The following is a 20968-nucleotide window of genomic DNA, read 5'->3' as shown; positions in this document are numbered from 1 at the left end:
GTCAGATGAAAAGGATTTGCGTATTATGTGCGGTCATATTCATTCTCCTAATTGTAAATGGTTGCTGGGACCAAGATCTTTTAAAGAATGCTCGTTTGCTCTATGGAGAAGGGATTGATCTCGCCCCCAATGGTAAGCTTCGCTCCACCTTTGTTATTCGGGACATGCCGCCAGGTGAACAACAGAGTCCTAAAAACGACATTATATACACAGTTGGCAATACGCTAATGGAAACCCGCGAACATGCAGATGAACAGGTATCGCGACATCTTGTAACTTATAGAAATCGGATTATTCTCATCGGAGAAGAACTGGCCAAACAAGATATTTATCCAATCCTGGAAACTTTTTACCGTGACCCTAAAAGTGCCTTAAACGCTAGAATCGGAGTGACCAAAGGGACAGCAGCAAACATACTTTCCCTAAAGAAAGTTGGGAATGTGTTGATCGGAGAAGAAATTGATGAACTAATCAAGAGCAGAGAAGAGACAACAACTGTACCGAAGGTGACGCTTGAAAATATCTACTCTGTTATGTTGGATCCCGGAGAAGATTTTGTTCTTCCCTATTTAATAGAAGAAGGGGGCCGAGTGAAAGTTGCTCGTATTGCCCTGTTTCATGATAATAAGTTGACAGGCCAGCTAAGTCCTGATGAATCTACAATGTATTTATTATTGAAAGACAGGAGGGAAAAATTGGCTAGATTTACCCGAAAAATAAATGCTGCACATGAGGGTCGCCAAAATAGGTATAACTTTTTAACCTTTAGTGTAGATAAATTAAAGCGAAAAATGACTGTACAGGCTCAATCGGATGATCGTATTACGGTTAAGCTGGATTTAAATATGAAATTGAGTGTGATTGAATACCCGAAAGATCACTTGGATAAGGAAAAAGTGCTCGCAGAATTAAACCAGTACCTTTCGAAAGAGATGACTGATTTGGCAAAAGAAACACTTCGGAAAATACAAGAAGCCCGCTGTGATGGATTAGGTATTGGCAGAGAACTTAGAGCGTTTCATCCTGATATTTGGAAGAAACAGAAGGATGAATGGGGCAGCAATTATCAAAAAGTCGATTTTATCCCAGCGATACAGGTGCAAATAACGAAGAAAGGGGTATTAAACTAAGTTGAATCGGAAAGAGAACATAATAAAGACTGCCGACGAGTGCCGACAGTCTTTGTTATTGCTATATGATTTGAAGAAGTCGAATTACTTCACCATCTACTACTTCTTCACTAGCCTTTTTAAACCCCAAAGATTCATACAAGTTACTAGCAATTTGGTTATTTGGTCGATGTCCGATCATTATTCTTTTGCAATTAGAAGTACGCATTAACTCAATCAGTAATTCCATTGCTGTCTTACCGTAGCCTTTGCCTTGATGCTTTTCATCAATCATGATTGCAGGAATCCAGTGGTTATCATCCGTGTCTGGCTTCATACAAAAAACGATAAATCCGACTACATCTTCTTCACAATAAACAGCACGTAATTCAAAATCATCCACATATTTAGATTCCGCAATCCAATAAACAACAGGTGCAGGAAAGACATTAAGCTGCTCTGTTTTTACCTTAAGCTTGGTACAAGCGTACCAATTTTCAATAGATACTGGTTTTAGTGTAATTCCCATATACAATTCCTCCCAAAGTTGACTTCGCAGAGGAATTCATCCTCTACGATTATAACAAAACTCCTCTTGTAACCACCATAACCTGGATATTTTTCATACCACATCACTCCCTTCAGTAATGAAACAAACAATATTTTGGCAAAATGTTCAGAATTCATTGATTGTTTCTGTTAATATATCATGATAGTATTTCCCTATCAATAAGAGATTAATAGCGGAGGATTTAGGTTGTGCGTACAATGAAATTATGGGAGAACTATACACAAAGTCATCTTAATCGAATGAAACCAAGGGCATTTTTTCATTCATTTGCAAATAAGCAACCGGCACTGATGAATGAACCTGCATATACACATCATTACAAAAGCTTAAATGGCAACTGGCAATTCTTATTCCTTCTAGCACCAGAATACAGTCCCATTGGGTTTGAGCAAGTCGACTACGATACGACAAGCTGGGATACGATCAACGTTCCGAGCAATTGGCAGCTAGAAGGTTATGGAAAAATGCAATACTCCGATTTATGGTATAATTATCCAATTAATCCTCCTTATGTGCCAACAGATAATCCGACTGGCATCTATAAACGCAACTTTACGATTGGTGCTGATTGGATAGCGGATCAACAAGTGATTCTGCGATTTAACGGAGTGGATTCTGCTTATCAGGTATGGGTGAATGGTCATGAGGTAGGCTATAGCAAAGGAGCTAGGCTGCTTGCGGAATTTGATATTACCCCTTATGTGCATACTGGTGAGAACGATCTGACAGTTCGCGTATTCCAATGGTCAGACGGAACTTATTTGGAAGATCAAGATATGTGGTGGTTAAGTGGAATTTTCCGTGATGTAGAATTATACACCCAACCAAAGACTGGTATTGATGATTATTCGGTTGTAATAGACCTGAACGCGGATTATACAATAGGTAAGCTGCAGGTAACTGCAGTTCTGCGCAATGCGCAGGCTGATTGTATAGTTGGCTATGAGTTATTGGACGATAAAGGACGCTTGATTGCTAGTGGAGACGCGATAGTTTGTACGAATCAAGCAATCATCGAAGAATTCGTTGATACACCTAAACTATGGACAGCAGAGACGCCGAATCTATACAATTTGTTGCTGACTTTCAAACAGAGAGATCAAATTTTAGAGGTCATTCCACAAAAAGTCGGATTTCGTAAAATAGAGCTTCAAGGAGCAACTTTTACGATTAATGGTGTAGCAATTAAGTTTAAAGGTGTGAATCGTCATGATTATCACCCGATAACAGGTCGAGTCGTATCACGTGAGGATATGATCAAGGACATTCACCTGATGAAGCAGCATAACATTAATGCTATTCGAACAGCACATTATCCGAATTCGACGTGGTTGTATGATCTGTGCGACGAGTACGGCATGTATGTAATCGACGAGACAGATTTAGAATGTCACGGGTTCGAGTTGACGGAGAATTTTAACTGGATATCGGATGACCCCGCTTGGGAGCTATCCTATGTCGAACGGCTAGAGCGTATGCTGCAACGAGATAAGAATCATCCATCCATTATTATGTGGTCCCTAGGCAATGAATCGGGATTTGGTTGTAATTTTAGAGCGATGGCAAAGCGTACTCGAGAGTTAGACCCGACACGTCTCGTGCATTATGAAGGAGATCGTGAGGCGGAAGTGACGGATGTGCTATCTACGATGTATTCGTGGTTAGAACGTTTAAATGATTCTGCTGCCAAAAAGCGAACTTTACATACCATCGCTGAAACACCGACCAAACCACATATTCTCTGTGAATATGCACATGCAATGGGCAACGGTCCTGGTAATTTGAACGAGTATCAAGAGTTGTTCTATGCGCATGATCACTTGCAGGGTGGCTTCATCTGGGAATGGTTTGACCACGGCATCCAGACCATTCATGAAGATAGAACGGTATACTACCGATACGGTGGTGACTTTGGGGATGATCCAACGAATGGCAACTTTTGTATTGATGGACTTATTATGCCGGATCGAACACCTTCACCAAGCTTATTAGAGTACAAAAAAGTAATAGAACCCGTGCATACACATGCTGTTGATCTGACCAAAGGGATGATTCGAGTAGAGAGTAAATATGATTTTAGCAGTCTGGATCATTTAGATCTGCTTTATTCAATCGTTCATGATGAGGAAATTCTCCATACTGGCAGAGCTTGTCTAAATGGCATTGCAGCACGCACAAGTAAGGATATCCAACTCGATTATCAGCTAGATTGGGAGCCAGAGCAGGGGACGGATTATTATTTGAATATCTCTTATGTACTCAACCGTTCTTATAAATGGGCTCAGCGTGGCCATGAATTAGCGACGGGTCAATTTAGTCTGCCAATCGATACAGAGCCTGTATATATTGAACCTAAAGGCTCACTTGTGATGACGCAGAAGCATTGTGAGTTGATTGTGCAGGGTGATGAATTCGAGATTATTTTTGATACGGTAAAAGGTTCTATGAAGTCATGGAAGCGGCATGGCAAATTAGTGATTGAGAAAGGTCCAGCCTTGCAGTTCTGGCGCGCACCAATCGATAACGACATGTATATCGTTCAAGATTACAAGCAGACGACGTTCATGCATCTGATGCACGAGGTTGTTGAGCAGATGAGCTTTGAACAATTAACCGATCATGTTTATGTACGTGTAGAAACGATGAATGGAGCGACGAATGCGGCGTGGTACTATCGTTCTGTTTATGAGTATCGCATTTACCCGAATGGAGATGTATTGCTAGATGTTAAGGGTGATCCAAGTGGACTTGTTAATCTGGCACCTGCAATGCTGCCTCGAATTGGGGTCAAATTGCATATCAATAAAGATTGCGAGAACGGCAAGTGGTACGGTCGTGGTCCTAGAGAGACATATGCGGATTCCAAGCAAGCAGGGCTATTTGGTGTGTATGAGCAGACGGTCGATGGCATGTTTACGAATTACGTAGTTCCACAGGAGAACGGCAATCACACCGATACTCGTTGGGTACGGCTAACCGATCGATATGGTGTTGGCGTTATGGCTGCCGGTTATCCATCAATGGATTTTAGCGCGATGTATTATGAAGCAGAGGATTTGGATGCGGCCAAGCATACGATTGATTTGAAAAAACGGGATTACATCGTACTGAATTTGGACGCGAAACAGAACGGGCTTGGTTCTAATTCTTGCGGTCAGAATCAGCTTGATAAGTACCGCTGCAAATTTGAACCATTCCATCTCAAAGTTAAATTGTCTGTGTACACGAATAAAGAAATATCGGATGTACGTAAGGCGAAGGAGACGATTAAGTAAGATCATTGTCTTCATAGGTCTCTGTATCTTGACGAAACTAATGAATCAGACTAATATTACAACTAGTGAAAGGATGATTCACAATGTTTAACTATAAAGCTGAAAAACTGATAACCAAAAGCTGCTCCCTACAAATGGACAAAAACGATGAGACTTTGTTCGGAGCTTAATCCATAAGCATATTCGCTTATTATTCATCGGCAGATAGCATTTTTAAAAAGTGTGATTACTCACGCTTATTTCTCGATGCTCTCTGCCAGTGATACCGATTAAGAGGCTGTAGACAAAGTTTTGTCTGCAGCCTTTTGTTATTTTGTTTTCAGTTTTAAGCTGAAAATTGTACGAAGGTACTCGTATGCCACGTACAGACAAAGCAGAAGGCTTGTGCCGCTTAGGCACTAGTTCTTCTGCTTTTTTGCATTTATACACAGAAATGAGGAGTTAAGATGAGTTTATTAGAGATTATGGATATGTCCCATTCCTTTGGGGATAAAAGACTGTATAAGCAGGTCAATCTGGAGTTGTACAAAGGCGAGCATCTAGGTGTTGTTGGGCAGAATGGTACTGGCAAAAGCACGCTTATTCATATTTTGACAGGTGAAGTGATACCCGATGAAGGGACTGTCAGATGGCAGTCCAATTTGAAGATCGGTTATCTAGACCAATATGCCATGATGGACAATAGCAGTACGATCCGCGAGTATTTGCAAACCGCCTACACCGAGCTTTATGAGATTGAAATAATGCTGCAAGCCCTATATGAGAAAAGTGCAGCTACAGGTGATGAGACCTTCCTTCATAAAGCTGCAGAATATCAACAACAGCTCGATCAAAACGATTTTTATTTGGTTGACAGTCAAATTGATAAAATCGCAACTGGACTCGGACTTGATGCCATTGGCTGTGACCGAGTGATCGAAACGCTAAGCGGAGGACAGCGAGCTAAAGTGATTCTTGCAAAGCTTCTACTAGAGCAGCCCGATGTACTCGTACTTGATGAGCCTACAAACTTTCTGGATACGACGCATATCGAATGGCTTAGCGATTATCTGATGAACAGCAAGCAAGCCTTCATTGTCGTATCACATAACTTTGCTTTTTTGGATAGAATTACGAACTGCATCTGCGATATCGAAGGGGAAACCATTCGCAAATATTATGGCAAATACACGGAATTTCTGAAACAAAAAGCACATTTGAGAGAGGATCATATTCGCCAATACTACGCACAACAGAAGAAAATCGAAGAGACAGAAGCTTTTATCCGCAAAAATATAGCTGGCGTAAATTCCAAGAACGCCAAGGGGCGCAGAAAACAGTTGGAGCGGATGGAGCGGATTGCCCCGCCTACCTTTGTTTCCAAGCCTTTCTTCAATTTTCGCGAGCTTCCCCTTAGCGTACACAAGGCGCTTGAGGTTAAGAAATTAGAAGTTGGGTATAACACCCCACTGCTGCCAGAGCTAAATTTTGTCGTTACTGGAGGCTCGAAGTTCGTCATTACAGGATTCAACGGGATAGGGAAATCGACCTTGCTCAAAACCTTAGTAGGCACACTCCCCAGCATTTCTGGCAGCTACCGTTTTGCGGCACCCGTTAATGTTGGTTACTTTGAGCAGGATTTAGAATGGGATAATGATCAATTGACCCCGCTCCAGATCATTTCAGAGAGCTATCCACAAATGAATGTGAAAGAAATACGTCGTCATTTGGCTGGGTGCGGAGTGAAGGATACGCATGTCATGCAATCCATAAATACTTTAAGCGGTGGTGAGCAGTCCAAGGTAAAGCTGTGTCGTTTAATGCTTAGCGCATGCAATCTTCTGATCCTGGACGAACCGACCAACCATCTCGATGCTGAAACGAAAACTGCACTCCAAAAAGCATTGCAGCAGTTCAAAGGAAGCGTCATTCTGGTATCGCATGAACCAGCCTTTTATAAAGATTGGGCGGATCGCATTTTCAATATTGAGGGTAAGAATTAAGAAATAAACAGATGGAGACCTCTACTCTTAGTATGGGAGAGGTCTCTTATGATTTTAATTGATACATGAAAGACAACATAGTAGAATTAAAGCATTTAACCGAGAAATATTGAATCAATAAGGTGATGAACGATGGAACATAAAACAAATGCAATGAGGATATTGGATAAATTAAAATTGAAGTATGCAAGTCATGATTACTCGCAGACAGATGCCGTCAGTGGCATTGATGTAGCGCATGTCCTAAATCAGAATGAGAAGCAAACGTTTAAAACACTTGTCACGATTGGAAGATCGAAAAAATATTATGTATTTCTAATCCCTGTCGCAAACGAGCTCGATTTGAAAAAGGCAGCTCAAAGCGTTAATGAGAAATCAATCGAAATGATTAAATCGAAGGATTTATTGGCTATTACCGGATATATTCATGGAGGCTGTTCGCCTATCGGCATGAAAAAGAGCTTTATGACGAGGATAGATGAGTCGGCAGCACAATTTGAGACGATCATCTTCAGTGCGGGCAAAATCGGCTTTCAGCTCGAGATGAAACTCGAAGAATTGCACAAAGCTATACCATTTCAACTGGCTAACCTAACTGTGTAATACAAGAAGTGTCTAGGGGGAAAAAAATGAAATTTTATGTAGCCTCAAGCTTTAAGAATATAGATATCGTGAGATCTGTCAGTAATTGTTTAATTAATCGAGGATATATACATACCTATGATTGGACACAGAATAACAAAGCGACAACACTTAAACACCTAAGGATAATCGGTCAGCATGAAAAGCAAGCTGTACTCGAATCAGATTTTGTCATCGTGATTTTACCTGCGGGCAAAGGCAGCCACATTGAGCTTGGGCTTGCACTCGGACAAGGAATTCCGATTTATTTGTACTCGCCGAATAACGATATCGATGATTTCGAAACGACAAGTACATTTTATCATTTGGATGGCATCGTTAAATGCAGGGGGACGATTGATAGCTTAATCGAACAAATCGATAAAAGAAATCGAAAAGGGTGATCAGTATGAAGCTTATTATCTTATTTGGACCTCAAGCAGTAGGTAAAATGAGTGTTGGACAAGAACTGGCAGCAATTACGGAATTGAAGCTATTTCATAATCATATGACGATTGATCTGGTGTCGCCATTCTTCAGCTACAGTACACCTGCTGGCAAACGATTAGTTAAGTTATTCCGTCAGGGAATTTTTGAAGAAGTCGCTAAGAGTGACTTAGAAGGTTTGATATTTACGTGTGTATGGGAATTTGACCAGCAAGCAGACTGGGATTATATCAACCATATCAGCACAATCTTCCAAGATCAGGGTGGAGAGATCTACTTTGTAGAGCTTGAAGCAGATGTAGAGGTAAGGCTCGAACGCAATAAAAGTCCGAATCGATTGCATCATAAACCATCCAAGAGAAATCTAGCATTCTCTGAGCAGGACCTAATCGAAACGATGGAGAAGCACCGATTGAATTCCTACGAAGGAGAAATTGATCGAGAGCATTACACTCGGATTAATAACACAATGATTAGTGTTGCAGAAGTAGCTTACATGATCAAAGAGAGATTTAGTTTATAGTAGATGGGCGGATTATTCAGATTAGGGGAAGAATTATGCTTATCAGAAAGGTTAGAATTCAGTGACGAATAGCCCCGAATTATGTTAATATGATCAAGATTATAAGTTTAGCGAATCTTATAATCATTCATTCTAGGATATAAGCTTAATAATTCAAACTATTGCGACATAATAGAATTATAGGGGACGTGTAATTGAATGAAAAATAATTTGAAAGCCTATGTTGGCATAGTGCTAGGAATCTTATCGTTGTTCTCTCCATTATATTCGACCATCATTGCGATAAGTGGAATAATTCTTTGTGTATTAGCCTATATTGATACATTCGGCTCACCGAATAAGAATTTGAGAACCTTTATAATCGTAGGAATTGTTTGTGGCATTTTGACTCTATTTATTAATCTTGTCTTCTACCTATTCTATTAATTTTGATTTTTGGCATAAAAGTGATTTTTTTGATGCTATTGGAATTGTTCGTTAATTGGAGGCTTTCAACTTGGAAACATTACAGATCAATAAAGACGCTTGGAATTCCAGTACGTTTCAAGCATGGATTAATCGATTTGGCACACCTGAAGCTGCAGCGCATAAGCTGAAATCCGATCCTGTTAAGGGAGTTGGCAGGCTTTATCAACATATTGGTGCTAGCGATGACAAGCAAGCGATTATCAATCTACTTGGTTCTAACGGTATGAAAGCAGTTGCGCTAGCTATACTCGGTCATCAAGTAACTGTTGTTGATTTCTCAATTGAAAATCAAGCGTATGCAACGGAATTGGCACGAGAAGCTGGAGTGGAGATTAAGTATCTCCTTTCGGATGTTCTTCAAATGCCACAGGAAGAACTGCGCTCATCTTATGATACCGTGCTCATGGAAAATGGGATTCTTCATTATTTTCAAAATATGGAGCCTCTATTTGCCGTTGTGTCTAAGCTTCTAAGTGTTGGTGGAAGACTTATTCTGCAAGATTTTCATCCTGTATCCACGAAATTAATTTCTTCCAAGGGTACAACTGCAAATATTCGCAAGCATAAGGTAACAGGGGATTATTTTGATACAGCACTCGTGGAAAAAGAAGTCGCCTACTCGAAGTATTTGCAGGCAAATTCCAGCAATGAGGAGTCTAGCAAGGTACTATTACGTCAATGGACACTTGGGGAGATTGTGACTGCTATTGCTAGTCAAGGTTTGTGCATTAAAGTTTTGGATGAACAGCCTAATCTGTCCTCGGATGTTTTTGACAAAGGGATTCCAAAGACTTTTACCATAATTGCTGAGAAAATATAATATCACGGAGGATGATGATGAAACCGATCCGAAATTCAGCTAAGGCAATTATTATTGAGAATGATCAGCTCCTGCTAACAAAAAATGAAGATCAGGAAGGGCACTTCTATATATTTCCAGGTGGTGGACAGGAGAAGTTTGAGGAGCTTAAAGACACGGTAATTAGAGAATGCCTTGAGGAAATTGGATGTCAGGTAAGCGTTAAAGATATTGTATACATACGAGAATACATTGGCAGGAACCATGAGTTTGCCGATTGGGATCAAGATGTGCATCAGGTAGAGTTTTATTTTGAATGCGAAATTCTGAATAAGGCAGATGCCTTCAAACCAACTAATCCGGATGATACTCAAATCGGAATTGAATGGATCGATATCGATAAACTGAATGAGATTCGATTGTATCCGCAAGGATTAACTGGGATCCTTCGGAATAAAGTAACAAAGCCAAGCTATCTTGGTGACATCAATTAAAGAATATCCTTGGTAATTGGGGAGTGCAAATATGATCCATTTAGTACCGACGACTCGTGATAACTGGTTAGAAGCACTGAGATTGCAAGTACATGAACATCAATTGCATTATGTTCCATCCGTGGCTGTCTCCCTTGCTAAAGTTCATATTCGACCAGATGGTGAGCATTGCGATTATTTTCCGTTATGCATTATGAGTGATGACCTACTCATAGGATTCGTTATGGTGACAGTCGATGTATCAACGAATTGGTGCTATTGGATGAATGGGTTTTTGATTGATCAAGCAGAGCAGGGCAAAGGTTACGCAAAGGCTGCAATTCAACTTGTGATTGATTATGTTAAAGCGCACTATCTGCAAAGCATTTGCTTGAATTTAACGGTGAATGCAGAGAATACACTGGCGAGAGCTCTATATATAAAATGTGGTTTCGTAGAGACAGGTGACATTTATGATGGAGAAGTAGTGTATCGCTTGGATTTTGCTCAAGCAAAATAATTGAAAGAAGGAGAGGTGATGGGATGAAACATCTCTTTAAGTACAACTGGCAGATTCGTGAAGAGTGGATCTTACTGCTTGAGCAGCTTGATTCTGAGGAATTAATGAAGGAACGTGTTGGTGGCGTAGGTTCATTTTTGCGAACTATTTTTCATATCGTTGATGTGGAATATAGCTGGGTCTGTGCAATGATGGGTAAACCAGTTGAAGATCCTGATTTCGCAGACTATCAGACCTTAGAGGCTGTAAGAGAATTATCGAAGCAATATCACAATGAAATTGCAGATTATATCAATAACTGGACTGGTGATCAAGATCATGATCAAGTTATAGTACCTTGGTCAGGTGAAACTATGGCATTGGGTGAGATCGTTAGGCATGTTGTCGCTCATGAAATCCATCATATTGGTCAATTGTCCGTCTGGGCAAGGGAACTCGGAATTAAGCCAGTCGATCCAAATTTTATTCATAGAAACCTGTTGAGCTAGAAAGGAGATCTTCTGATGAAGACTACCATTTATATGGTTAGACATGCAGAATCACCATATGTATTTGGTCAAGAAAAGATGAGAGGCTTGTCAGAGGAAGGGTTTGAAGCTGCTCGTCAAATTGCTGACCTCTTAACAGATGTTAGCATCGATCATATCGTATCCAGCTCCTATACGAGGGCAATTCAGACGGTTCAATGTTTAGCAGATGCGAAAGGGCTGCCTATCATTCCTTATGAAGAATTACGAGAAAGACCGATCAAAGGCTTAGGCTATGAGGCACCTTGGGGAGAATTAATGAAGGCGATTGAGCGATCTTTTATCGATCATGATTATGCCCTAGAAGGCGGCGAAACGACGAAGGAAGCGCAATTCAGAACGATTCCTGTAATAGAGCATCTGCTTCAAGAATATAAAGGTAAAAGCGTAGTCGTAGGTACGCATGGAGGCATCATGACGATCATCATGAATTACTATGATCGCAGCTATGGCTATGAGTTCTGGAATCAGACTTCTAAACCAGACATTTACAAAATGACATTCGTTCAAAATCAATTAGAATGTGTCGAACGATTATGGGAGGTAGAGGCGTAATGATGATCGTATATTCAGATGATAAGTTACAAAAAGCGAAGGATGTCGCTCAAGTATTTCTGAATTCAGGGATCAATAGACCAAGCGAAGACCTTCCAAGAATTCAGCATATGATCGATGAAGCAGACATCCTCGTTACCGCTTGGGACAATGGCATAATGGTTGGCGTAGCCAGAGCCATCACGGATTATTCTTACTGCTGTTATTTATCCGATCTTGCAGTCGACCGTAACTACCAGAAGCAGGGGATAGGCAAGGAACTGGTTAGTAAGGTACAAGAGATGATTGGTGAACAATGTATGCTACTCCTATTGTCTGCCCCAGGTGCAATGGACTATTATCCACGGATCGGATTTGAGTCTGTTGATAATGCATTTGTAATCAGGAGAAAACGATAAAATCTTACGATCATGTAATCCGAACGTAATTAGATCAAGAACATCGCCACAATCGTTGTCACAGCCAATCCAATTAGAACTGGCTTGAGGTTGCGTCTAGCCAGCTCGAATGGACTGACTCCACAAATAGCCGCTGCTGGGATAAGTGCCCATGGTATTAGTGTTCCTCCACCAACCCAGATCGCTGCTAATTGACCTAAAGCAGTAAGTGTGGCGATACCTGTACCAAGCGCAATAGAGAACAAGTGTGCAACTGAGCCTGCTAGTGAGATACCAGAGAATCCTGATCCATCTAAGCCTGTAATTGCACCAACAGTAGTAAGTGTTATGCTGCTTATAGCCTTATTGACAGGTACAGATTGAGCGAGTGCGACACCGAGATCATTGACAATGCCTTGAGATCCAGCAGGTAGAACCTTGCCGAATAAATCGAAGAAGGCAGAGTCACCTAGATAGAAGAATGCTGCAATCGGAATAACAGGGCCGAACACTTTGAACCCAAACTGGAAGCCTTCTAGTAGATAGCTCGTGCTTTTCTCTAATCCCTCATTGCGATGAGCAAGTAGGGAAACTAGCCCCATAATAAAGATACATGTACCTCCGATTAATGCGGTTGCATCTCCACCTTGTAGCTTTAAGAGTACCATGGCGACAACATCACCGATGAATAAGAGTGGAATCAGAATGGCGAACAGCTTTCTTGTTCCAAGTGAGAGCATATATGGTTCCTTGGAATCGCTTTCATATATCGGTTGAAGTGCTGTCAAATCATTCTTCAGCTTCCCTTTCTTCATGTCTCTCCGCAAGAACCAGAAAGCAGTAACAGTTGTTACGACACCCATCACGATAACAAGAGGAATGGAAGCGGTCATCACATCACCAATTGGAATACCCGCAGCAGATGAAGTAAGCTTTGGAGCTCCTTGAATGATGTAGTCACCAGATAGTGCAATCCCATGACCAAATAAGTTCATTGCCATTGCAACACCCAGTGCGGGCAGACCTACTCGAACTGCTACAGGGAGTAGTACAGCACCGATCAACGCTACCGCTGGTGATGGCCAGAAGAACCAGGAAATAATCATCATGAGAATCCCCACAACCCAGAATGCTAACCCTGGTGTCCGGATCAACTTCGTGAAAGGAGTTATCATCATTTCATTAATTCCTGTTTTGGTGAGAACAGAACTCATCGCTACGATTAACGAGATGACGAGTATTGTACCTAACAATTCTTTAATGGCATAAATAAAAGAGTTAAAAACACCTGAAATTGATTCGGGTAACGATTGTGTTGCTACTAGACCGATAATGAATATCCCGATTACGCAAATTAATGTCGTATCTCTCCGCATGATCATGAATCCGATGATAAGTATAATAAATAGGATGTAGATCCAATGTATACCGACTAATTCAATTCCCATTCACACACCTCCAATCAGGCGAACGCCTGTAGTAATACAGGTTATGTGCTTAGAAAAATTTGGTGCGTTATACTAACCAATCATAGATTTCACATGTATGATTTCAAGACTACTATCGCAAGGTTTTCCAGAATCATAAGAGATATTTCCTAATAACTCGATAAGACGATTGAAGTTCGCTGATTTATTCTGTTGAATCGTCTTTAGGATACGTGATAGCTCAATAAGAATCTCGACACCCTCTAATCTGGCTTTATCCCATAAGTCCCAAATACTATCTGTATGCTTTTCTGCAAGAGAAGTAGGGCAGTTCCATTCAGCATGCTGCTCATTCAAATAATCTAAGGGCGCATTAGTGCGCTTATAAACATAAGGTTCAAGCAATCCGAATGTTAGTTTCATTTTGATTCCGTGAGGGTCGTGAAAAATTTTCTGCGCTTGAATCATTTGCCTGTAAGAATCACGCCATTCTTGTAATTGGACATGCTTCGAATGTTCAGGGTACAATTGCTTAGCGATTTTGTGCATGATCACAGGGATCTCTTTAAGTAGCGATTTCTCATAGGCTAGCAGCTTCCATGTGGGTGTGCGCCACGTGTCAATACCAAGCTTGGCTTTGACAATGAGCGTATCCATAATAATTTCAAATCGTTGATGCATGAGCGGAGTGAATCCCGAGTGATAGAAAACGAATGGATGCATCGTCCGATCGAGAATGTGATGCGTGATGAATCCGATTGTATAGATGAGCGCAGGGTCTTTAATGGATCTATTCTTAACCTCATTAATTAATTGAAGTATAAAAGGACCGCATTCCTTAGCGTGCATCATATTCCCTAACTCAGTTGCAAATCTACTATTACGCCATGGTAAGTAGTTATGATAAAATAAGACATCAGGGCCTTGACATCCCAGATTGAAAATCTGCTTTAACCGCGGATCTTCTATAATTGAACTTAGTCCTGATTTTTGAAGCAATTCTTCACCAAAAATGATATGTGTCCATACGAAGGGCATATACATCCTCATTTCCCGATTAACTAAGTGTTTCGGAGTACAGTTTCATATTGCTACATTTTTCGTATACATACAAGAGAAATCTAGATTGCTAGTCCAATATGAATGGAGGATTTTATCTGAAAACTCGAAATGTTTTCTATCTTTTTTTACTCCTTAACATCATGAATTATCTGGATCGTCAAATTACTTCTGCTGTATTGCCCCTGCTAAAAGAAAGCTTTCATGCATCTGATCAAGCGCTTGGTGTTCTTGGAAGCGCATTTATGATCACCTACGCATTGATAGCATTGCCATTCGGCATGTGGTCAGATCGGTGGCAAGCACACAAAGTAGCGGCAATTGGCGCAGTTATATGGAGCGCGGCAACGATGTTATCTGCACTTGCATGGTCGATTGAGTCGCTGTATGTGTTCCGCGCACTAATTGGAATAGGTGAGGCTGCCTTTGTAGCAACAGGGTCAACTATTCTATCTAAGCTCTATGTTCAAAGCAGAAGAGCTCGTATCCTGGCCTTATTCAATTTGGGGATGCCGATCGGGAGCTCAATCGGTGTATTGGCAGGTGGAGCACTCGGAGTACATTTTGGCTGGCAGTTCGCTTTCTGTATCGTTGGTTTGCCAGGTTTGATTCTTGCGTTCTTTACTTGGAGACTGCGATTGGATCGTAATCCAGATCATCAAAAGCATGCTCCAAATATGGACACTTCTTCTGCTCAAATAAATATTAATGACGTTAAACAATTATTTGGCAATAAGCCTTTCATCTTACTTTCCGTCGGTTATGCCATGATTTCTTATGGGTTTGGGGCGTTATCATTCTTTGGTCCGACCTTGCTGAACAGAGAAATGGGTTACTCGGTTGATGCAGCAGGACTTGTTCTTGGCGCGATCATTGCGGTCTCAGGATTCATAGGCGTTCCGATTGGCGGCTATATTGCAGATTACTGGTTAAAAAGAAATGGACGCGCACGTATCCATGTTGTCATCATCTCTATGACTATTAGCTGTGCTCTACTTTATCTCGGACTGCAGTTGGTCAGTATCCCACTTATAGCAGCATCTATCTTTTTCTTATTCTGGCATGTCGGTGTCATATCTTCTTTATTATATGATGTAACAGAGTATCGGATTTGGAATACGGCAACAGCTCTATTGCTATTTATTATGCATATCATTGGAGATGTGCCAAGTCCAACGGTTACAGGTTATCTATCGGAACAAACCAACCTTTTATTTTCACTGAAAATGTTGGTCATTCCAATGCTTTTAGCTGTTGTCTTCTTCAGTTGGATGACCAAATATGTCTCTTCCAAAGTTAGCCTAACGGATCAGAATATAACGCATAGTAGTTAATTTGATAGAGGTATGAACTTGTATATTGCTGCATAAGTTTATTATTCGTATAATAGTTTCCGATTATAGTAGTAAGAACAATATAAGATAGATGATTAAAACAAGAGAGTAGCAGAGGAGTGGACTTAGATGGAGCATTGGATTGGAATTGATCTCGGTGGTACGAATGTTGTAGTTGGCTTATTGAATGATGAGATGAAGTTAATATCCAAGATCAAACGATCTACTGGCGCGGATCAGGGCAGCGAGTTCGTACTTAGCCAAATCGCTGAGATGGTAGATGAAGTATTAGAATTGAATCATGTGGATAAGAATGATCTCCGTGGAATCGGAATGGGGTCACCAGGATTCATTGATCCGATTCGCGGTGTATGTCTGCTAGCCGTTAATCTTGGATGGAAGGACTATCCTGTAGCAGCAAGATTACAAGAGCTTACTGGCAAGCCTGTGTTTATTGATAATGATGTGCGCATGTATGTATATGGCGAAGCCATGAATGGTGCTTCACAGGGTCATGATTGTGTATTCGGCATTACTTTAGGTACTGGTATCGCAGGTGCATTTGTTGATCACGGTCAATTGTTCTATGGTGGAGGCTTCATGGCAGGTGAAGTAGGGCATATCCCAATGGACGGAGAGCATCATACATGCGGATGTGGTTTGAAGGGCTGCTTAGAAACAGTCGCATCAGCGAACGGTATTGCAAGACAAGCAAGAGAAGCTCTTGCTGTTGGTCGGGCGAGCCTTATGCAGCAGAAGTTGGTTAATGACCCGCAAGCGGCAATTACCGCTGTAGACGTATCCAAAGCTTATGATGATGGCGATGAGCTTGCGATCGAAATTATGAATCATACAGGCAAAGTGCTCGGGAAAGCTCTCGCTTCTGTTGTAACCTTATTCAGCCCCGATTGCATCGTAATCGGAGGAGGCGCAGCACAAGCGGGTGAAAGGCTATTCGCTCCAATGCGTGAAGAAATTAAGAACAATGTCATCTCATTTTACTGGGATAAGTTAACGATTGTTCCAGGTCAATTGATCGATGATGGCGGGGTTATTGGCTCTGCTTCATACGCTAAGAGCAGATTAAGCTAATCTACATACCCAAATAAAAAGCAAGCTCGCCGATCGAACGGGAGCTTGCTTTATTACGTATTATTGAAGTTTTGGTGAGAGAATTATTTTAAATTCTCAGGATTTAGGCACTCAAGTTCTGGGATGACGAATAGGCCGTCTTTGCGAACAAGTACATCATCGAAGTACATTTCGCCTCCACCGTATTCAGGACGCTGAATAAGAACCATATCCCAGTGAACAGAGGAACGGTTGCCGTTATCTGCGATTACATAGGCTTGACCTGGTGTGAAATGGATAGATCCAGCGATTTTCTCATCGAATAGAGTATCTTTCATCGGGTGCAGGATATAAGGGTTTACACCAATTGCGAACTCACCAATGTAACGTGCGCCTTCATCTGCATCTAGAATATCGTTGATACGTTTGGTATTATTAGAAGTTGCTTCAACAATTTTACCGTTCTCAAAGCGCAAGACTACATTTTCAAAAGATGTGCCTTGATATACCGTTGGGCAGTTGTAGGATAATACGCCATTAACGGAATCAATTACTGGCGCCGTATACACCTCGCCATCCGGAATGTTGCGTAATCCACAGCATTTGATTGCTGGAATACCTTTAATGGAGAAGGATAGATCTGTTCCAGGTGAAACGAGACGAACACGATCTGTTTTTTGCATCAATTCAACTAGTGGGTCCATTGCTTTAGCCATTTTGCTATAATCTAGGTTGCAAACGTTAAAGTAGAAGTCTTCGAATGCTTCTGTGCTTGTATTTGCTTGTTGAGCCATTGAAGGGCTAGGATAACGCATCACGCACCACTTCGTATGGTTTACTCTTTGATCTGTTACAGGACGTGAATATGTTTGGCTGTATAGTTTGGTTTGCTCTTCGGATACATCGGATGTTTCAGTGATATTCTCGCCACCGCGAACACCTATGTAAGCATGCATTTGTTTCATGCGGTTTAATTCAAGATCAGCCATTCTTTCAAATAGCTCTTTGGTACCTGTCTTCATGATGGCACGAGTTACTGCTGGATCTTTGATGTCGACGAATGCATGACCACCTGCTTTATGTGCTTCTTCAATAAAACATTTAAGGAGTTCAGCATCCTTTATGCCGATAAAATCAATTAGAACATTCTCTCCTGGCTGCAATTTAACGGAGTAGTTGATAATGTTTTTGGCAAACACTTGTAAACGTGGATCTCTCATGCAAATTTCGTCTCCTTTAGTAATAAGTGAATTTAAGAATACATGATGTATTATATAATAATTGTCTTGTAAACAAAAACTTTTTCGCAGCATGATCGGTACTACGCTAGGTTAATCTAGGTATAAGACTGTTCTTGAAGGGTGGTTGCTTGTATTATGGCTAGAGACAATATTACCGTACCATTTGGCTACAAAGAGCCTGCTGTTAAAGTGAAAGGGACTTTAATCATGTTAGATTCGTTTGACGATTGGGAAGAGCCGCAGCTATCTAAGTTGTTCGGATTAGCGGAAGAACGTGCTTTTGCTAAAGTGGTATTTGCTCCACAGCATGAAGAGACTTTGCGAAGGATGAAGTACCCATGTGATATTCCTTTTTATAAACGCATCAAAAATCTAAACCAAATTATCGAGCTGCTGCAGCCACATACGGATTATGTAATTGATGAGTGGGAGGGTAAGCGTAAGAAATATACGCCGATCGATACCTTACTACGATTTCTTGTGGACAAATATCCCGGTCCTTATTTTGTCTATATGAATGACTGGTATGCGAATGTTTTCGCAAATACAGTAGAATTTGAAGCATGGATCAAGCGCTTGCGTTTTTTTATCGACCCCAGATTTCGAAGCCCGCTGCATCCTAAAATACTTAACGCAGCAGGTAGATGGGATGAACTTAAGCTTTTTGAGTAATCCCTTTACAGCTATGAATTAGGAAGGAAGTTATTGTACGTGCATCTGATTATTCTTTTATTAGTCGTTATTGTAGCAGGTTCAAGTCAAGGATTGTTAATGCCGCTCTTAACCATCTTGTTAGAGCAGGCAGGGATTTCTCCCGATATTAATGGATTGAATGCAGTAGGGTTATATATCGGGATATTAGGTACCATGTTCTTTATCGAAAAACCTACGAGAAAATATGGATATAAGCCTGTAATCGCAGCCGGCATGGTGCTTGTTATTGGTTCCGTTCTCGCATTCCCGCTTACTCATAATTTATGGATTTGGTTTATTCTGCGAATACTTGTTGGGATTGGTGACAGTGCGCTGCACTTTGCATCTCAGCTCTGGATTGTCTCTTCAGCCCCTGCTGATCGCAGGGGGAGATATATCTCCTTATATGGTATGTCCTATGGTTTAGGATTTACGATCGGACCTTTTGGAATTCCGCTTATGAAGCTCGGGTTATGGGTGCCATTTGTCGTACTGGCGATTTGTTACTCCATCGTTCTTGGGTTGTTGTTTATTAAGCTGCAGAATTCCAAAGAAGGCTTTGCGGCGCCAGGAGTTCGCAATACGAATTTGACTTATTCCAGAGTGATCAGAATTGCTTGGTTCGCACTTATTCCATCTATACTATACGGATTTATGGAAGCGACGATGAATGGACAATTCCCTGTTTATGGATTGCGAACGGGATTCACTGAAGCTGATGTAGCTATTCTATTGCCTCTAATAGGGATGGGCGGATTAATCCTACAATTGCCTCTAGGGATATGGAGCGATAAGTTTGGACGGAAGCCAGTCTTAATGATTACGGGGACTATCGGGACGATATGCTTCTTGCTTGTGCCATTTATGGGGGCGAATCTATGGATGGTTGGTACGCTATTCATCATTGGCGGCGGAATGGTCGGTTCATTCTTCTCGCTAGGGATGGCTTATGCAGCCGACTTACTACCCAAAGAACTATTACCCAAAGCAAATATTATTGCCTCTGTGAACTTTAGTCTCGGAAGTTTAGTTGGTCCACTTATTGGTGGCTTTCTGCTGAATTATGTATCACTTGCCTCTTTATTCTATGTTTTAGGTGGTTCATTCCTTACTTTTGTGCTTATTGGTCTTTTTCAACATCGAGCAGCAAACCCGAAACCGCAATAATTCTATTAGCTAAAAATGCCTTGTCTCTTCAGAAGGAGATAAGGCATTTCTTGTATTCTTGTTATTAACTGCTTCACTATCTTACTTGTTTAGGTAATTTGGATTTATCTTTCGCAATCACCATATCAACAGATGCTTTATGTAGGTCTTCGGATTTAGAAGATAGCTGCTGTTCAAATGGTTCCATTGTGCTGAACTCGACCATATGCTTACGTGCTTCTACAATGTCATGCTGTGTTTGAGTGACTCGAGCCTGGGCAGCTCGAAGTTGTTGTGGATCGGAAGTGATTAATGCGTCATGAAGCATGGCTTCTGCTCGCTGTGCCGCCATAATTGCACTTTCTGCATGTTCCTCCGCATGCTTGATGGATTCTTGATGTTGCTCGCCTTTCGTCACAGTGTTCGCCTCCTGATAGTCTGATCTGTGTGTTCAATCGTTCCTCGAACAATTACATGTTGCTTTAGTTACGTTGCTCCAAAAGCATTCATTTCATACTTAAAAGCTGCTTACTCGGCAATAAAGTGGGGAAATGAATATTTCCTGCTTGTATTTATTTCCTAGGCAAGCGCACAATGTGATCGAGTTACCATCTATTCGACACATAGAAAATGTCTGTTCATAGCAAACTATGCAAAGATCGAATGGAGGTGAGTGGATTAATGCCGAAGAATAGAGCGGAAAAAATAAAAAATCGTCAAAACGATGCATCCATCATGGAAGAAGCGATA

21 protein-coding genes are annotated in these 20968 nt (G+C 41.1%); 16 read left to right on the top strand and 5 right to left on the bottom strand.

Annotated elements, in window-relative coordinates:
* The first annotated feature begins 5 nt into the window (after positions 1–5).
* Positions 6–1130: a Ger(x)C family spore germination protein gene (locus tag E0485_RS01350; protein WP_132415774.1), complete on the top strand. Its 1125-nt coding sequence runs from the start codon at positions 6–8 to the stop codon at positions 1128–1130.
* Between the two features lie 61 nt (positions 1131–1191).
* Here E0485_RS01350 and E0485_RS01345 read toward each other — a convergent pair whose 3' ends face one another.
* Positions 1192–1638, bottom strand: coding sequence for a GNAT family N-acetyltransferase (locus tag E0485_RS01345; protein WP_132415772.1), 447 nt, complete (start codon positions 1636–1638; stop codon positions 1192–1194).
* 239 nt (positions 1639–1877) lie between these two features.
* Here E0485_RS01345 and ebgA point away from each other — a divergent pair, with 239 nt between their 5' ends.
* The 11 genes from ebgA (at position 1878) to E0485_RS01290 (ending at position 12268) form a co-directional block, all read left to right on the top strand.
* Entirely contained in the window at positions 1878–4955 is a 3078-nt protein-coding gene (gene ebgA / locus E0485_RS01340) for a beta-galactosidase subunit alpha (protein ID WP_132416441.1), read from the top strand.
* A 446-nt stretch (positions 4956–5401) separates the two neighbouring features.
* On the top strand, positions 5402–6937 hold the full coding sequence (locus E0485_RS01335) for an ABC-F family ATP-binding cassette domain-containing protein (RefSeq protein ID WP_132415770.1): 1536 nt from the start codon (positions 5402–5404) through the stop codon (positions 6935–6937).
* A 132-nt stretch (positions 6938–7069) separates the two neighbouring features.
* Complete coding sequence (gene ybaK / locus E0485_RS01330; protein WP_132415768.1) at positions 7070–7540, top strand: Cys-tRNA(Pro) deacylase; 471 nt, start codon at positions 7070–7072, stop codon at positions 7538–7540.
* Between the two features lie 26 nt (positions 7541–7566).
* A complete protein-coding gene (locus E0485_RS01325) occupies positions 7567–7962 on the top strand; it encodes a group-specific protein (protein WP_132415766.1) in 396 nt (131 codons plus the stop codon).
* A 5-nt stretch (positions 7963–7967) separates the two neighbouring features.
* Complete coding sequence (locus E0485_RS01320) at positions 7968–8528, top strand: DEAD/DEAH box helicase family protein (RefSeq protein WP_132415764.1); 561 nt, start codon at positions 7968–7970, stop codon at positions 8526–8528.
* A 496-nt stretch (positions 8529–9024) separates the two neighbouring features.
* The gene (locus E0485_RS01315; RefSeq protein WP_132415762.1) at positions 9025–9816 is read left to right on the top strand and encodes a class I SAM-dependent methyltransferase; all 792 of its coding nucleotides are present in this window, start codon (positions 9025–9027) and stop codon (positions 9814–9816) included.
* 17 nt (positions 9817–9833) lie between these two features.
* Positions 9834–10289 (top strand): NUDIX domain-containing protein, encoded by a 456-nt coding sequence (locus tag E0485_RS01310; protein ID WP_132416439.1) that lies wholly within the window; start codon positions 9834–9836, stop codon positions 10287–10289.
* A 31-nt stretch (positions 10290–10320) separates the two neighbouring features.
* Positions 10321–10788, top strand: a complete 468-nt coding sequence (locus E0485_RS01305; RefSeq protein ID WP_132415760.1) for a GNAT family N-acetyltransferase — start codon at positions 10321–10323, stop codon at positions 10786–10788.
* Positions 10789–10811: 23 nt separating this feature from the next.
* Positions 10812–11276, top strand: a complete 465-nt coding sequence (locus tag E0485_RS01300) for a DinB family protein (protein ID WP_132415758.1) — start codon at positions 10812–10814, stop codon at positions 11274–11276.
* 15 nt (positions 11277–11291) lie between these two features.
* Positions 11292–11870, top strand: a complete 579-nt coding sequence (locus tag E0485_RS01295) for a histidine phosphatase family protein (protein ID WP_132415756.1) — start codon at positions 11292–11294, stop codon at positions 11868–11870.
* On the top strand, positions 11870–12268 hold the full coding sequence (locus E0485_RS01290) for a GNAT family N-acetyltransferase (protein WP_207910912.1): 399 nt from the start codon (positions 11870–11872) through the stop codon (positions 12266–12268). Before E0485_RS01295 ends, E0485_RS01290 begins: the two co-directional genes overlap by 1 nt.
* A 29-nt stretch (positions 12269–12297) precedes the next feature.
* On the opposite strand, the gene E0485_RS01285 is transcribed toward E0485_RS01290, so the two are convergent.
* Positions 12298–13695 carry a hypothetical protein gene (locus E0485_RS01285; protein ID WP_132415754.1) on the bottom strand — a complete coding sequence of 466 codons (1398 nt, stop codon included), beginning with the start codon at positions 13693–13695 and terminating at the stop codon, positions 12298–12300.
* Between the two features lie 72 nt (positions 13696–13767).
* Positions 13768–14712, bottom strand: a complete 945-nt coding sequence (locus E0485_RS01280; protein ID WP_165921041.1) for a zinc dependent phospholipase C family protein — start codon at positions 14710–14712, stop codon at positions 13768–13770.
* A 101-nt stretch (positions 14713–14813) separates the two neighbouring features.
* Here E0485_RS01280 and E0485_RS01275 point away from each other — a divergent pair, with 101 nt between their 5' ends.
* A complete protein-coding gene (locus tag E0485_RS01275) occupies positions 14814–16067 on the top strand; it encodes a spinster family MFS transporter (RefSeq protein ID WP_132415750.1) in 1254 nt (417 codons plus the stop codon).
* Positions 16068–16196: 129 nt separating this feature from the next.
* Positions 16197–17159 (top strand): ROK family protein, encoded by a 963-nt coding sequence (locus E0485_RS01270; protein WP_132415748.1) that lies wholly within the window; start codon positions 16197–16199, stop codon positions 17157–17159.
* An 83-nt stretch (positions 17160–17242) separates the two neighbouring features.
* Here E0485_RS01270 and E0485_RS01265 read toward each other — a convergent pair whose 3' ends face one another.
* Positions 17243–18358: an aminopeptidase gene (locus E0485_RS01265; RefSeq protein ID WP_132415746.1), complete on the bottom strand. Its 1116-nt coding sequence runs from the start codon at positions 18356–18358 to the stop codon at positions 17243–17245.
* A 156-nt stretch (positions 18359–18514) separates the two neighbouring features.
* Here E0485_RS01265 and E0485_RS01260 point away from each other — a divergent pair, with 156 nt between their 5' ends.
* Positions 18515–19051, top strand: a complete 537-nt coding sequence (locus E0485_RS01260; protein WP_132415744.1) for a hypothetical protein — start codon at positions 18515–18517, stop codon at positions 19049–19051.
* 39 nt (positions 19052–19090) lie between these two features.
* Positions 19091–20239, top strand: a complete 1149-nt coding sequence (locus tag E0485_RS01255) for an MFS transporter (protein WP_132415742.1) — start codon at positions 19091–19093, stop codon at positions 20237–20239.
* 76 nt (positions 20240–20315) lie between these two features.
* Here E0485_RS01255 and E0485_RS01250 read toward each other — a convergent pair whose 3' ends face one another.
* On the bottom strand, positions 20316–20636 hold the full coding sequence (locus E0485_RS01250) for a hypothetical protein (RefSeq protein WP_132415740.1): 321 nt from the start codon (positions 20634–20636) through the stop codon (positions 20316–20318).
* Positions 20637–20968 lie beyond the last annotated feature (332 nt).

This window comes from Paenibacillus albiflavus (assembly GCF_004344915.1).
GTDB lineage: Bacteria > Bacillota > Bacilli > Paenibacillales > NBRC-103111 > Paenibacillus_AM > Paenibacillus_AM albiflavus.
Note: the sequence above shows the minus strand (reverse complement) of the source record. Positions and strands in the feature narration are given on the sequence as shown.

What these genes read in the sequence shown, in the direction of transcription:
- E0485_RS01290 (WP_207910912.1), top strand. Translation starts at nt 11,870, where the DNA reads ATGATGATCGTATATTCAGATGATAAGTTACAAAAAGCGAAGGATGTC.
- E0485_RS01275 (WP_132415750.1), top strand. Translation starts at nt 14,814, where the DNA reads ATGAATGGAGGATTTTATCTGAAAACTCGAAATGTTTTCTATCTTTTT.
- E0485_RS01320 (WP_132415764.1), top strand. Translation starts at nt 7,968, where the DNA reads ATGAAGCTTATTATCTTATTTGGACCTCAAGCAGTAGGTAAAATGAGT.
- E0485_RS01270 (WP_132415748.1), top strand. Translation starts at nt 16,197, where the DNA reads ATGGAGCATTGGATTGGAATTGATCTCGGTGGTACGAATGTTGTAGTT.
- E0485_RS01325 (WP_132415766.1), top strand. Translation starts at nt 7,567, where the DNA reads ATGAAATTTTATGTAGCCTCAAGCTTTAAGAATATAGATATCGTGAGA.
- E0485_RS01335 (WP_132415770.1), top strand. Translation starts at nt 5,402, where the DNA reads ATGAGTTTATTAGAGATTATGGATATGTCCCATTCCTTTGGGGATAAA.
- E0485_RS01300 (WP_132415758.1), top strand. Translation starts at nt 10,812, where the DNA reads ATGAAACATCTCTTTAAGTACAACTGGCAGATTCGTGAAGAGTGGATC.
- E0485_RS01345 (WP_132415772.1), bottom strand. Translation starts at nt 1,638, where the DNA reads ATGGGAATTACACTAAAACCAGTATCTATTGAAAATTGGTACGCTTGT.
- E0485_RS01350 (WP_132415774.1), top strand. Translation starts at nt 6, where the DNA reads ATGAAAAGGATTTGCGTATTATGTGCGGTCATATTCATTCTCCTAATT.
- E0485_RS01295 (WP_132415756.1), top strand. Translation starts at nt 11,292, where the DNA reads ATGAAGACTACCATTTATATGGTTAGACATGCAGAATCACCATATGTA.
- E0485_RS01260 (WP_132415744.1), top strand. Translation starts at nt 18,515, where the DNA reads ATGGCTAGAGACAATATTACCGTACCATTTGGCTACAAAGAGCCTGCT.
- E0485_RS01305 (WP_132415760.1), top strand. Translation starts at nt 10,321, where the DNA reads ATGATCCATTTAGTACCGACGACTCGTGATAACTGGTTAGAAGCACTG.
- E0485_RS01265 (WP_132415746.1), bottom strand. Translation starts at nt 18,358, where the DNA reads ATGAGAGATCCACGTTTACAAGTGTTTGCCAAAAACATTATCAACTAC.
- ebgA (WP_132416441.1), top strand. Translation starts at nt 1,878, where the DNA reads ATGAAATTATGGGAGAACTATACACAAAGTCATCTTAATCGAATGAAA.
- E0485_RS01310 (WP_132416439.1), top strand. Translation starts at nt 9,834, where the DNA reads ATGAAACCGATCCGAAATTCAGCTAAGGCAATTATTATTGAGAATGAT.
- ybaK (WP_132415768.1), top strand. Translation starts at nt 7,070, where the DNA reads ATGGAACATAAAACAAATGCAATGAGGATATTGGATAAATTAAAATTG.
- E0485_RS01280 (WP_165921041.1), bottom strand. Translation starts at nt 14,712, where the DNA reads ATGCCCTTCGTATGGACACATATCATTTTTGGTGAAGAATTGCTTCAA.
- E0485_RS01285 (WP_132415754.1), bottom strand. Translation starts at nt 13,695, where the DNA reads ATGGGAATTGAATTAGTCGGTATACATTGGATCTACATCCTATTTATT.